Consider the following 13,636-nt stretch of genomic DNA (forward strand, 5'->3'; position numbering starts at 1 on the left):
GTTTTATTATTGTCTTTTCACCATTCGTTTATAGAATTTCGTAAATGGTTTGAACTCTTCGTTGACCAAACCCGTGACTTCCGCAATCACTTGCATAAACATCACCAGTAAAAAGATAATGATCAGCGATAACCAAATGGTCGCGCTTGTCAGCAAAATCGCACTTAAGCTAAAGACTAGGCCAATCATGTAAATCACGATGACAGCCATGCGATGGGACAAGCCAAAGGCCATTAGTCTATGATGAATATGGGATTTGTCCGGTGATGAAATCGGCTGTTTGTTTAATATGCGTCTAATGATTGCAAAGGTCGTATCAAATATAGGAACACCTAGAATGATCACAGGAACAACAACACTAAACAAAGTGACACTTTTGTATAACCCTAAAAGTGACAGCACCGAAATCATATAGCCTAAAAATAGCGAACCGGTATCTCCCATAAAAATCTTCGCCGGATGGAAGTTGTAAAAGAGAAAGCCGATCGTACTGCCAATGACGACAAGAGATAAAGAAAGAATCAGAATCTTATCAGCAGAAAATGCCATCACTGCAATCGTTGATAAACCGATGACAGAAATACCGGCAGCTAGTCCATCAAGGCCGTCAATTAAATTAATGGCATTTGTGATACCCACAATCCATAGCACGGTGAGGGGATATGCCATCCAGCCTAACTCAATTCGATCTGTTAAAAAAGGAACAGAGAAGAAGTCCATTTTTAAGCCCGTGCTCACAATCAAACAAGCAACTAGGACTTGTACGAGAAATTTAAATCTTGCACTTAAATTATATTTATCATCAAATATACCTAAAATGACGATGAGTACGGCACCAACTGAAATTGCTGTAATTTTATTATGTAGAAACAGCCCGCCTGCTAATGCTCCAGCCGCTACTCCAATAAAAATTGCCAAACCACCCATTCGAGGCATTACTTTATCATGAACTTTTCGTTTATTCGGCTGGTCCACTGCACCAATCTTAATTGCAAACTTTTTGACGATTGGTGTCACAATTAAAACTGTAGCCAGAGAGACAAAAAACGCTAATAAGGCGCGTTCGTAATCCATAGGTCAGTCTCCTTCTAAATTGAAATCTGTATTTTGTATATTGGCCGCTCTTTCCATTATACAATTGAATAGAGGATGATCACAAGCTCCCCCTGTGAGGAAGAAACAAATAAAAACGCACAATCCCGAATGAATTATGCGTTTTCTTTAATATTCGTTAGTTCCACCATGTTTGTGAACAGCGCATGCCAATCTTTTTTCTTCGCTCGGCTTTGTCTTAGATGTCTATAGCTCGTGTCGTCTTTTTTGCTGATCACTTTCAGGCAGGCTTCTACGAAGAGCGCAGGATCATCGCCCTCTAAATATTCATACACATCCTTCTCTTTTAGCCTTTCCGTTGATGGGAGATTTAAACCGACAACCGGTATTCCAGCGGCTAAAAATTCATAAAGCTTGAGAGGGAACACCGCTTGATTATAAGGGGATTGTTTATATGGCATCATACCTACATCAATCAGCTTCATATAAGCAGGCACTTCTTCTGGGGCAACAGCACCTGTCCAAATCACATTAGGCAGTTTGAGTGCATGCTGAAAAGATGGATCTCCATTCGTTCCATCCGGACCGACAAATAAAAATGTCCAATCAGGCCGCATGCGAGCAGCTTCAGCCATCATGTCAAAATCGAGCTTTGGCTTGATTCCTCCGATAAAACCAAGCACAGTCCCTTCTCTTCCTTCCAGCACATCTTCTTTGCACGGAAGATTGCTTTTCGCAAACACATCGTATTCGACGCCATTTTCCACCGTAAACACATCTTTCGGTTCTCCCATAAGACGTTTTTTGATTTGATCGTGTAAATATTGAGAAGAGCATGTAATGCTGTGTGCGTATTTAATGATTCGATTTTCTGCTTTGACAATGACACGCTGCCTCATATAAGAAAGGATGTTATGGTTGCCGCTTATCGGCTCTCCCCACAGGTCACTGCAATCATAGACAATATGTTTCCATTCAAATAAAGAAGATAAGAGCGGAAAGCCCGGAAACGTATACCATAAACAAACAGCGATCCCCTTCTTCTCCTCATGCCGCAAATGTTCAAGGAGAGGGGATAATTTATGAATATAGAACATGTCTTGATATCGACCAAAGCGAAATAATTTGCTCTTGAGCACATCAGGAATGGTCAATTGCTTCATTCGATCTGTTATGGGCTGAAAGAGAGCTGTATGACGAGATGATGACGGGCATACCCAGATGACCTCTTTTGTTTCTGGATCAGATGCTAGAAATTCGGCCAGCCGATGCCGTCTGTACCTCAGTCCGTCCTGTCCCCATTCTCCCGTCGCTACGACAACATGTATGATCGAGTCTGCTTTCACCTTTATCACCTTTTTTCCCTTCTGTTTATAAGCGCTTCTTCACAGCATTTGTCGCATAGTGCATAAAACACCAAGACGCTTTGACAAAATGAAGCTGCTCAATTTCTCTGTAGACAAACCACGTTTTTTTCGCTGCTTTCCACTTGTTACTAGAGATGGAGTTCCCAACGATGCGATATTCACTGAGCGGTTCACTCATACCATAGGCTGTAAATCCTCTTTTTAATATAGACAGCCATGTAGCTAAATCCTGCCTTGTGCGAATGTTCGGCATTTCCACATGTCCTACCTTTTGAAGATCAAGCATGACCGTTAAACAGCCGATAATGGTGTTTTTCAGGGCTTCATTATAGTCCAATCTCGCTGGCGCAGTGACGGTTTTTTCTAATGGTTCTCCGTTTTCTGCAATGATGTCATATGCCGTAAATGTAAAGGCATAATCATTTGTCAGCATGAAGTCTACCTGTTTTTCAAGCTTCGTCTCTTTCCACATATCATCGCTGTCTAAAAAAGCGATAAAGCGTCCTTTTGCCTGTTTGATGGCTGCGTTTCTAGCAATGGCAGCTCCCCCATTTTCCTCTAAATAAATGACGTTGATTCTGTCGTCCGCTTGACTTAAATCCCCTAATAGCTTTCGAGTTCCATCTGTAGAACAATCATCTGCAATGATCAGCTCCCAATTGGAATAGGTTTGGGCAAGGACGGAATGAACTGTATCCGTTAAATAACGTTCCGCATTATACGCAGGTGTAATGATGGATACTAACGGTTGATTGTTCACCTAAGACTCATCTCCAGTTCATTATTAAGATTCTTTGAACACTTCGGGTAAGACGACAAACATGAGCGAGATGCTAAAGCCAATGACAAGCCCAAGAAGTGCCCGTTTTTTAGCTGACATGCCTTTATTGCCTTCATCAAGTACTTGTGCAGGATCAACAATTTTTGCCTGCTTCATTCCAAGCTTTGTTGACTCCAATTCATATAAGAATCGTTCTTTATCGACTTTGGAATCATTGCTGACCGATTCGTCTTCAAGAGCAGCTAATCTACTTTCAATCACCTGCTGCCTTTTTGTAAATAATGCTTTATCTTGCTTGAGAAATGTATCCGACACTTGCTTCACGACAGCCAAAGCACGATCCTTATCGGCATCCGTGAAAGACAGCTGTAATTGTGTATCTGATTGATTGGTAAGGATGAGACGAGTTTTCACATCCTGTCTTTCTTCTTCTTTCACATCACTGAGTGCTTCATTTAGAAATGCATCGCTTTTTAATAGAGATGTCACTTCTGCCATGTTGTTATACACCCCATCATCATATTTACCGAGAGTGAGGGTAACAGCAGCTGTGTAACTAGACTGCTGCGTAGTTCCTTTAGCAAAAAAGAAACCAAAAGCGCCTAATACGACAGGCAGCAGTATGAGCCATACGATGTACTTTTTGATTCGCTTCCCTATCCTAGATATGAAACCAGACATGTTCATTCTCCCAACATTGACGTATTTGCTCTTTCACTAGTGTAGCCATACAAACGCAGCATCACACACGGTTTACCATAGCTTGAGTCGTTGTTTGTTTTTCAACATATTCACCGCTGCGATCACCAGTCCTAAAAATACCCAATGGAAATATAAATTCGAGACGGAGCTAGGACTGATACTTGAAACGAGAAAGCTCAGCATGGCTGCAAACAACCCCTCAATGATCATTTTTGCCGATCTTGTGTCAGCCCATTGGTATTGTTTGTACAGTGTGAACATGAGATAGGCGTATACAGAGATATAGCCCAGCATGACTGCAAATCCAAAGTTCGTCATCAATTCCAGCAGCCAATTGTGCACTTCTACGACCTGGTCTGTGTCAAAGATCGAAAAGTGAGCTAAGTAGTAAGACACATTCCCCGCTCCAACTCCGAATCCGTATGAATTCGTAAAGAAGTGCCAAGCATTTTTGATTAAATTCGCTCTCGCGATGTTAGACGGGAGTGGTTCACTAAAAGAATGCGCGACCTGAGAAGCGAGAAACAAGTCATAAAAAACTGAATAAATCTTGGCTGAAAAGACAGCGATACCGATGACGACAATTCCGCTTGCTGCAATGATTGACCACTTTTTGAGAAAACGCGGCAGCAGCAGCCACACATAGATCGCCACTCCTGCAAATATACCAAGCAGACTAGCGCGGGATTCGGTTAACAAAATGAGATACATCGCGGCGATTGCACCTAATAATCCAAACGCTTTGATGTAACCGTTCTTCATTTGACGCATGCATGCTAGATATAAGAAGAAACTAATCGATAAAAACGTTGCAAAGTCATTCTGATTAAAAAAGACAGATGTAGGATAGTGCTGTTTATACGCTGGCCCTAGATACAATGAGGTATTCGGTAAATGGTTCAATGTAAAATGATTATAGAACCCAATCCCCATCACAAACACAGTCATGACCAGCCAAATGCTATAAAAGGTCACCACTTGATCCATTCGCTGAATATACATGACGACTAGAAAGACAAATCCCATCCCCATTGCAAGAAGGGACATATATTTCAGGCCGTCTGTGACCGAATGAGCCCAAAGCAGTGAGATGAGACCGTAAAGAAACCATACAGCGAAAAAACCAAGAATTCCTTTGACACGAATCTGCTGCCACTGCGATATGTACGTCCCCTGATCTCTCATCCGCCATATAAATAAAGCAAAGGCGGCGATGAGCATGATACGGTAGAGAAAAAGACTAAAGAATCCTGCACTAATAGAAAAGAAAGCGTTGTTGAGAAAGGTCAATGTAATCAAAAGATAGATGACTGACATGAAGATTTGCTCACCATTCATGTACAGCTTCATCAACACAAGAGCAGCCGACAGGATCAGAAGTATAACCGGAACAGCCACCATCTTCTTTAACCCGACGGGCTGGGCGGCTGCCATTTGTACAAGCCCGATCCCTGCTGCAAACAATATACATCCAATCATGATTTGCCATGCTGTTTGTTTCACACTCATACCCATTTTCCTCCTAAGCAACCCATCCGATTTGAGGGATTAAGCCTTGACTTCCTGTTCATAGTAGGAAATGGTACGAGCCAAACCTTCCTGTAAACTCACAACAGGCTCCCATGCTAAGACTTGTTTCGTTTCCTCATTTGCCAATGTACTATGCACAATATCTCCTGCACGCTGCGGCTTGTAAATTGGTTCAAGATGTGACCTCGTCACTCGCTTCATCGTTTGAAACAGCTCATTCACAGTGATTGAATCACCACATGAGATATTTAAACAAACGTTTGATTGAGCTGTTAAAGCCGCAACATTAGCCGCTGCTAGATCACCTACATAGATGAAATCTCTTGTTTGTTCTCCGTCTCCGAAAATGAAAGGAGCCTCATCCTTTGCAAACTTATCAGAGAAAATAGAGACAACCCCGCCTTCGCCAAGTGCGTCTTGTCGCGGACCATAAACATTGCTATACCGAAGAATACAATAGTCCACATCATACAGTGATTTTGCCATTTCTAAGTATCGCTCTACTGTGAGTTTCGCTAAACCATAAGGCGAACCAGGCTTTAGCCGGTGAGCGGTATCCACTGGCAGATACACTGGATCTCCATAGACAGCTGCCGATGAGGCAAATACCACCTTCTCCACCCCCGTTTCAGCAGCTGCTTTCATGACTTGCAGGGACCCTTTGATATTGACCTCTTCGTCATAAACGAAATTCTGAACAGACACGGCGACACTCACCTGCGCTGCAAGGTGAATGATATAATCCGGTCTTATTTGTTTGATCAAATCGACCGTTTCTGATTTTGTGACATCTGCCTCAATGCATTGAACGGAAAGGTGGGCAATATTTCCCCGAGATCCAGTTGAAAAGTTATCAAGAACGATGGGCTCGTAACCTTTTTCTAGTAAAGCCTCTACCGTGTGTGATCCAATAAATCCGCTTCCCCCAGTAACCAATACTTTCTTCATCCAAGCTCCCCCTGTTATTGTGCCTTTGATACCAATTCTGCTTCCCATACGCCTGGGCGGCCGATAGACTGGTAAATAAATCCTCTCTCTTTCATTTCTGCTGGATCAAACAAATTCCTTCCATCAATTACAATCGGTGAACGAAGCAGCTGCTGGATTTGATCTTTATCCATCTTCTGTACGTCATCCCATTCTGTTAGGATGAGGCAAGCATCCGTATCTTTTACTGTTTCATACAGGTCATTACTGAAGACAGCTTGCGGGCCAAGCTCTCGTTCTGCTTCTACATAAGCAACCGGATCATAGGCCTTCACAAAGGCACCCAGCTCTCTTAGCATTGGGATAATGTCTAATGCAGGCGCAGAACGCATATCATTCGTATTCGGTTTGAATGCGAGACCTAAAACAGAGATGGTTTTTCCTCTAATATCACCGAATACACTCATCAATTTGCTGACAAGGTGCGCTCTTTGGTGATTGTTCGTTTCAATCACGGACTCGATCAGCTTGAACCGGTAGCCGGCTGTTTCGGCAATTTTGAGAAGAGCCATCGTGTCTTTCGGGAAACAAGACCCACCAAATCCAATGCCCGCTTTTAAAAATTTATGCCCGATACGGCTGTCTAATCCAACGCCTTCGCTAACTTTTTCAACATCAGCGCCCACCCGCTCGCAAATATTTGCAATGTCATTGATGAATGAGATTTTTGTGGCAAGCATGGCATTTGCAGCATACTTAATCATTTCAGCACTTTCTAAATTGGTCTCCACAACCTCTGTTTGAAACGGATCATGCAATCTTTTGATGATGGTCGACGCATGGGTGCTTGTCGAGCCGATTACTGCCCGCTCCATATTCATCGTGTCTTGGATGGCAGATCCTTCTCTGAGAAACTCTGGATTGGATACGACATCAAAAGGATATTTACTGCGCGATGCTTTTTCGACAATGGCTTGAACGAGCCGGCCTGTTCCAACGGGCACTGTGCTTTTATTGACGATGATTTTATAGCCATTTAGATGTTCACCAATTGTTTGAGCGACAGCTTTCACGTACGTTAAATCTGCTTCCCCCTGTGCTGTCATCGGTGTCCCTACAGCAATATAGATAATCTCTGATTCCCGGATAGCAGCAGGAATATTGGTTGTAAAAAACAGTCTTCCTTCTTCCGTATTCTTTTCAATCAATTCCTTTAAACCCGGTTCATAAATGGGAACGACACCACTTTTTAAGCTGTTGATTTTTGATTCATCGATGTCACAGCAGATGACACGATTTCCGATATCAGCAAAACAAGTACCCGATACTAACCCGACATACCCTGTTCCAATCACAGCAATTTTCTTCAACATTTTTCATCCTCTCAGTAAAAGCATATTGTCCGTTCCAAGCTGTTTATCTATCTATCATTCTTTGCACATTTCATCTTGTTTAAACGATGGATCTTGATTGATGAAGCACCTTTTCATATTGCTGTATGAGCTGCTTCGTATTATTTGCTGATGAATATTCTGTATGAACGATTTGATGAAGATCGCTTTTCACTTGCTCATTCCATCTGTTTTCATAAAGGTAGGCGTGAATGGCCTTTTTCAGCTGACTTGTCGAACGTGGTTCAATGAGCAGGTGTTGATAGCTAGAAAATAAGGTTGGGAGACCGCCAACTCGTGTCGCAATGACAGGTACTTTTAAAGCGAGCGCCTCTAGGACGACGGTAGGCATCCCTTCACTATAAGAAGGAAGTGCAAACAGGTCGGATGCGATTAAGTAGTCTTTCACCTGCTCATTCGGCACCTGCCCTGGGAGTAGAATAGATGCTCCAGCCCGTTCTGTGAGCTCCTTTGCAAGGGGGCCTTTTCCAACAAAAACTGCTTTCACACCATCCAAGCCGCTGACAGCATCAGCTAATTCAAGTAAGCCCTTCTCTTTGACTAATCGCCCGACGAATACAACGAGCTTGTCGTGAAGGGGTAAGCCTAACTTTTTCCTGATGACTTGTTGATCTTCTTCCGTTTTAGAAAATGACTGGAGCGGAATACCGAGCGGGAGGCATTTCGCTTCTACCTTTGTCATGTCATTTGTCTTTTTAGCAAGCTCCTCGCTCACCGTCAGAACAGCAGATGCCTGTTTCACCGCCGTTTCAAAGGCTGCATGTGCCCCTTTGCTATAGCCCGGATACACGTTCACATCACTGCCATGTAAGGTCAAAAGATAAGGAATTTGCGTTTCTTTCTGAATCACAGCCGCCGCTCCGCCAGATGGCATCGCAAAGTGCGCATGGATAAAATCTGGTGACAGTTGATAACGCTGCATGGCGCTGAGAACAGTAGAAGCTATTCGTTTACTCGGCTGTGCCCATTTCAGCTGTCCAGGGAGCGCTGTATAGGGCGGCCTGTATACGGTCACTCCGTTTCTCACTTCCTGCTCGGGCAGATCTTTTTTCTGCCGATAGGACGCCTTCAGCATCCGCAAAACCGGTGGATTGACCGGGTTGGGACAGATGACGGTCACTTGTATTCCTTGTTTGAGCAGCTCCTGCACTTGCGTTTCATGGAATACGCCTTCACTTGGATGTTTTTCACTAGGATATACACTTGTCAGCCACAGCACCTTCATGACGAACGACCTCTTCTCAATAATTTGCCTGCCACCTGCGGATACATTTTGATGAGCAGCAAGCCATACAATGCTGCGCTGACACAAATCGTCAATCCTAATTGAAGTAAAATGTCGGCTGACGTCAGCTTCATGCCTTGATGCAGGGCTACCGCACAGGCGGCCATCAATAGCGTCATAGCAGCAGGCTTGCCAAGTGATTTTAAATAAACCTTCATATCTAGCTGAATGACATACGCCATGAGCCATCTGCCGACAATGAAGTTGAGCAGGCTGACACCTGAGTAAACCCAAGCTACTGTGAGCAGACTGCCTGTGCTGACACCTACATATAAGGCGCATCCATACACAAGAAGCATCCCCGTATCCCAATAAAAGGCTAAGTCCGCTCTCCCTTTGGCAAGAAGTATTGACCCGTTTGGATTCATCAGTACACGCAGAAGTCCGACAATGCATAATATATTAAGAACCGGAACAGCTACGAGCCATTTCTCGCCAAACACTACTTCTATAAAGCTATCTGATACGGCAGCAAGACCGATTAATAACGGAAAGCTAATCAATGCGAGCATATTCGTCATACTGAGGAAGCCCTCTCGCAGCATGGAGTGATCACGCTGACTTTTTGCGAAAACCGGGAAAGCCACTCTCGTCACAATCGGGTTAATCTTCAGCACGGGGATCGTCACGATTTGATACGCCAAGCTATAAATACCTAACGCTTCTGCTCCGAGAAACCGGCCGATTAAAATCATGTCTATGTTCGATCCTGCTCGATTGACTAGTCTGGATGCGAGCTGGAATGCACCGAATGAGAAAAATTCTTTCACTTCTCCTAATGCAAAAACAGGTGCTGGGCGCCACTTCTTCCAATAAGCTGCGGCATACATAAGCCCTTTTCCAGATTGCAGAAGCACTTGAGAAATGACATAGGCTACAATCGGATTGATGAAGAAGGCCAAAGCGAGTAAAACAAACAGCGATATCATAGTTGCAATGGCTTCAATGGCACTTAATGTTTTAAAGGCTAAGTCCTTTTGCATCATGTATTGGTATTGCTGGCCAATGGGTGCAATCAGAAACATGATCGATAATAGTTTGAGCAACCCCTCCAGCTCTGGCCGGTTATAAAAGGCGGCAATCATTGGGCTTACTAGAATGAGTAAACAGAATAAGATAATGCCAGTGAGTAAGTTGATCCAATATAATGTGGATAATTGACGTTCTGTTGTTTGTTCCTTTTGGATGATCGCTGCCCCGATCCCTAGATCAAGTAAAATCTGCGTAAATATTGTGACAGTTGTGATCATGCCAACGAGTCCAAACTCTTTCAGTGACATCACGTTCCCTAAAAAGGCGAACTGTGCAATTTGGATGATCGTAATGATAAATGCGGACAAGCTTGTCCATTTTGCCCCGCCCAGCATGTGTTTTTTCATACTTGCCATTTCTCTTCCCTACTTTACTTATCTGGCTCCGTCACCCGTCATGATGACTTTTAACGTTTTTACCATAATCTTCGTGTCGAGAGAAAATGTCAAGTTTTGAATATACTGTAAGTCATGTGTTAATTTTTCACTTGGACTCATTTCATATCCTCCATTTACTTGAGCAAGACCTGTCAGTCCCGGCTTGACCGTTAATCTTTTCGTAAAACCTGGAATCGTCCGATTAAATTCTGCGGTAAACATCGGTCTTTCCGGACGCGGACCTACGATACTCATTTCTCCTTTTAACACGTTGATGAATTGAGGGAGTTCATCGATTCTTGTTTTACGAATGAAGGCTCCCACTTTGGTGATACGTGGGTCGTTTTTTTGTGCCCATTTCGCTCCTCCGCTTTCAGCATCGGTTCTCATCGATCTGAGCTTCCATAATTTAAAGTAAACACCGTCTTTCCCGACCCTCTCCTGCATATAAAAGGCTGGTCCCGGTGTTTCCAGCTTAATCAAAAGAGCAAACAGCAAAATGATTGGCGTACTCAACATCAATCCGATGAACGAGAACATTAAATCTATGAAACGTTTTGCAAATAAATAACGAACCATATGTTCTGTTAAGGCAAAAGAGTGGTTTCGTCTCACTTCATATTCTCTATAAAGATTCATCGCTTTCTCTGCACTCACTGACCTGCACCTCACCATTCAAAGTAGTTGTTGTGTAAAGAGATGTTCTATGAAGGTCAGTTTAGCAGAGCAACATTAAGCAAATGTAAATGCGCTGTTAAGTCTTGTAAAACTGTGTTAAGAATGTGCACTTATATCAAGTTATGCCCTTTTCAACGTAAAAAAGACCCGCAATTCTGCGGGTCTCTGGGTCTTTTTTTATTTTGCTTTAACGGATTCGATCGTTTTTAATCGAAGGGTTCCGTTTGCATCTTTTGTATAAGTGACTTTCACTTTTGATTCTTCTTTTAAGCTGTTCACTTGTTTAGAAAACGTATTTCCGAATTGAATAGCGACTTCTTTGCCATCAATGTTCACAGCAATGGTATGTCCATCAGCCAAGCCGACATATGTGCCTTCCTTGGTGACTTCATTTTTCTTATTTGTTGTTGATTCTTTCTTTGTTTTAGAATCAGTTTTTGATTGTTCCTTAGTAGGTTCTTCTTTTGTGATTTCTTTACTTGAGCTGTCTTTTGCGTCTTCATCAGATTGACCAGATTGCTCTTCTTTTGGAGCAACTGTTTCTTTGCTTTGATCATCTGCTTTTTCATTTGATGACTGATCTTCTGTTTTTTCCTTTTTCTCTGAAGCATTTTCTTTCTTTTGATCAGCTGCTTCGGTTGTTTCCTTTTTGCTGTCATCCTTATTGTTGTCGCTTGATTGATTTGTTGTGCCGCATGCTGTGAGTAGTACACCTAGAAGCAATACTAGAAACGGCATTGTGATTAATTTTTTCAAAATTGTCACCTCTTCATGATTTGTCGATTGGCTGTCGCTTAGATTCATGCGTAAACCATTCACCTTTTATGTTTCAATTATAACAAAGATAACTAGAAATGAAATGTATTTTTAACTTGACACATTATTGATGACCCGATCACTTCATAGACTTTTGAAAAAAGGCTGCCGAGAGACGTTCTCGAGCAGCCTAAGAGGAGTATCTGAGGCACCCCTCATGTTTGTATTTTCTTATCTAAAGTAACCTGACACACCGCTTGAAATGCCTGACGCTAAACGATCTTTATACGTAGCCGATTTCAAGATGTTTGAATCAACTGGACTTGACACAAAACCAGTTTCTAAAAGAACACTCGGCATTTTAGAATATTTAATCACGTAGAATCCAGCTGTTTTCACACCACGGTCTCTTGTACCAAGTGCACTGACCATTTTCGGCTGAATGTTTTGCGCAAGCTTCAAGCTGTTTGCAGACGCATATGTTTTGTCATAATACGTTTCTGTTCCATTTGCACTGCTGTTATCATTTGAGTTTGCATGGACACTAATGAAGATATCTGCATTTGCTGACGCACCTTTGCTCACTCGTGTTTGAAGACTGTCAAATGTGTCTGATGTTCTTGACATCGTAACAAGTGCACCCGCGTTGTTTAATTTCGTATTTAAACGCTTAGCTACATCTAAATTCAAGTTCTTTTCATATAACCCGTAGCCTACAGCTCCTGAATCATGTGCGCCATGACCTGGGTCAATGAATACTTTTTTCCCGACGACAGGGTTTTTCAATTGATTCACAACAGTTGGTGTCACCGTATTTGCACTGCCTACGACAGTGAATTTGGTGATTTTTTTACTGCTAATGGTTGCTCTTGTTACTTTTGGTAATGTTTTTTCATTCGTTAGAAGCAATGCTTTGTTTTGCTTCGCTGCGATCCCTGCAGCAGAAGATGAAGTGGCGTAGCCAAACCCTCTTCCTACATAGGTATTGTTCGTGCTCATATTATACTTTTTCACAATATTAGCGGCAACGTCATAACGAGTGGAGCCTTTAATTCGTGTTGGAGATTTCAATTGATTATAAGCTGCTTTTGTGACGTAATTTTCTCCGCCGACTACAATGGTTTGTTTGACATTGCTTGCTTTTGCAACAGATGCGATTTCAGAACGAAGTCCCTTTTTATCTGTGTAGAGAATCGGGAAACCTTTTTGTGCTGCTACCGGTGCAATTGCAATCCCATGAGCGTAGAAGGAACCTTCAACGACAACGACGCCTGCTGGCTTTTTCATTTTCTTCGCGATATTTGCAGATAGCTCATATCGATTTTTTCCTGAAATACGTTGTGTAGAGATGCCCATCTTCTTCACTTCATTGATTACGTTATTTGACACACTTGATGTACTGCCTAAAACGATCACTGTCTTTGTTTTTAAAGCCTTTAGGGCTTTTTTCGTATCACCTGAAAGACTCTTACTGTTTGTATAAAGAACTGGTCCATTTTTTTGGTGTGCAAGTGGAATCCCTGCTGTGGCATCTGCATACGCAGTTTTCCCTACTATTACGACTGTACTTGCAGTTCCCCATCCCTTTTTCGCTACGTTTGCTGCTACAGCATATCTGCTTCCGCCATCAATTCGTGAGACTGAATTATCTGCTGAAGCTGTTGGAACAATAACGAAAATGGCGATGAGGCTGAGGATGGCTGTTTTCATGATTGAGCGCATCATCTATGTCCTCC

12 protein-coding genes are annotated in these 13,636 nt (G+C 42.6%); all 12 read right to left on the reverse strand.

Annotated features, from left to right (window positions below):
• Positions 1-6 precede the first annotated feature (6 nt).
• Complete coding sequence (locus MHH54_RS16295; protein WP_003212692.1) at positions 7-1,074, reverse strand: MraY family glycosyltransferase; 1,068 nt, start codon at positions 1,072-1,074, stop codon at positions 7-9.
• Between the two features lie 134 nt (positions 1,075-1,208).
• On the reverse strand, positions 1,209-2,399 hold the full coding sequence (locus MHH54_RS16300; protein ID WP_342500924.1) for a glycosyltransferase: 1,191 nt from the start codon (positions 2,397-2,399) through the stop codon (positions 1,209-1,211).
• 25 nt (positions 2,400-2,424) lie between these two features.
• A complete protein-coding gene (locus MHH54_RS16305) occupies positions 2,425-3,180 on the reverse strand; it encodes a glycosyltransferase family 2 protein (RefSeq protein ID WP_050944347.1) in 756 nt (251 codons plus the stop codon).
• A gap of 24 nt (positions 3,181-3,204) precedes the next feature.
• Positions 3,205-3,882 carry a hypothetical protein gene (locus tag MHH54_RS16310; protein ID WP_106030077.1) on the reverse strand — a complete coding sequence of 226 codons (678 nt, stop codon included), beginning with the start codon at positions 3,880-3,882 and terminating at the stop codon, positions 3,205-3,207.
• Between the two features lie 72 nt (positions 3,883-3,954).
• Positions 3,955-5,412 carry an O-antigen ligase family protein gene (locus MHH54_RS16315; RefSeq protein WP_342500431.1) on the reverse strand — a complete coding sequence of 486 codons (1,458 nt, stop codon included), beginning with the start codon at positions 5,410-5,412 and terminating at the stop codon, positions 3,955-3,957.
• Between the two features lie 39 nt (positions 5,413-5,451).
• On the reverse strand, positions 5,452-6,381 hold the full coding sequence (locus MHH54_RS16320; RefSeq protein WP_106032149.1) for an NAD-dependent epimerase/dehydratase family protein: 930 nt from the start codon (positions 6,379-6,381) through the stop codon (positions 5,452-5,454).
• Between the two features lie 14 nt (positions 6,382-6,395).
• Complete coding sequence (locus tag MHH54_RS16325; protein ID WP_106030080.1) at positions 6,396-7,733, reverse strand: UDP-glucose/GDP-mannose dehydrogenase family protein; 1,338 nt, start codon at positions 7,731-7,733, stop codon at positions 6,396-6,398.
• 79 nt (positions 7,734-7,812) lie between these two features.
• Entirely contained in the window at positions 7,813-8,997 is a 1,185-nt protein-coding gene (locus tag MHH54_RS16330) for a glycosyltransferase (protein WP_106030081.1), read from the reverse strand.
• Complete coding sequence (locus MHH54_RS16335) at positions 8,994-10,445, reverse strand: MOP flippase family protein (protein WP_342500432.1); 1,452 nt, start codon at positions 10,443-10,445, stop codon at positions 8,994-8,996. Before MHH54_RS16335 ends, MHH54_RS16330 begins: the two co-directional genes overlap by 4 nt.
• Positions 10,446-10,463: 18 nt before the next feature.
• Positions 10,464-11,123 (reverse strand): exopolysaccharide biosynthesis polyprenyl glycosylphosphotransferase, encoded by a 660-nt coding sequence (locus MHH54_RS16340; RefSeq protein WP_044140051.1) that lies wholly within the window; start codon positions 11,121-11,123, stop codon positions 10,464-10,466.
• 198 nt (positions 11,124-11,321) lie between these two features.
• The gene (locus MHH54_RS16345) at positions 11,322-11,900 is read right to left on the reverse strand and encodes a hypothetical protein (RefSeq protein ID WP_170965966.1); all 579 of its coding nucleotides are present in this window, start codon (positions 11,898-11,900) and stop codon (positions 11,322-11,324) included.
• A gap of 231 nt (positions 11,901-12,131) precedes the next feature.
• Entirely contained in the window at positions 12,132-13,622 is a 1,491-nt protein-coding gene (locus MHH54_RS16350; RefSeq protein WP_044140362.1) for an N-acetylmuramoyl-L-alanine amidase, read from the reverse strand.
• Positions 13,623-13,636 lie beyond the last annotated feature (14 nt).

Origin of the sequence: Bacillus sp. FSL K6-4563, from assembly GCF_038630405.1 — a bacterium.
GTDB classification, from domain to species: domain Bacteria; phylum Bacillota; class Bacilli; order Bacillales; family Bacillaceae; genus Bacillus; species Bacillus pumilus.

Bases quoted from the DNA above. Each gene is read 5' to 3' on its own strand.
- MHH54_RS16350 (WP_044140362.1), bottom strand. From the start codon at position 13,622: ATGCGCTCAATCATGAAAACAGCCATCCTCAGCCTCATCGCCATTTTC.
- MHH54_RS16320 (WP_106032149.1), bottom strand. From the start codon at position 6,381: ATGAAGAAAGTATTGGTTACTGGGGGAAGCGGATTTATTGGATCACAC.
- MHH54_RS16330 (WP_106030081.1), bottom strand. From the start codon at position 8,997: ATGAAGGTGCTGTGGCTGACAAGTGTATATCCTAGTGAAAAACATCCA.
- MHH54_RS16310 (WP_106030077.1), bottom strand. From the start codon at position 3,882: ATGTCTGGTTTCATATCTAGGATAGGGAAGCGAATCAAAAAGTACATC.
- MHH54_RS16325 (WP_106030080.1), bottom strand. From the start codon at position 7,733: ATGTTGAAGAAAATTGCTGTGATTGGAACAGGGTATGTCGGGTTAGTA.
- MHH54_RS16295 (WP_003212692.1), bottom strand. From the start codon at position 1,074: ATGGATTACGAACGCGCCTTATTAGCGTTTTTTGTCTCTCTGGCTACA.
- MHH54_RS16335 (WP_342500432.1), bottom strand. From the start codon at position 10,445: ATGGCAAGTATGAAAAAACACATGCTGGGCGGGGCAAAATGGACAAGC.
- MHH54_RS16315 (WP_342500431.1), bottom strand. From the start codon at position 5,412: ATGAGTGTGAAACAAACAGCATGGCAAATCATGATTGGATGTATATTG.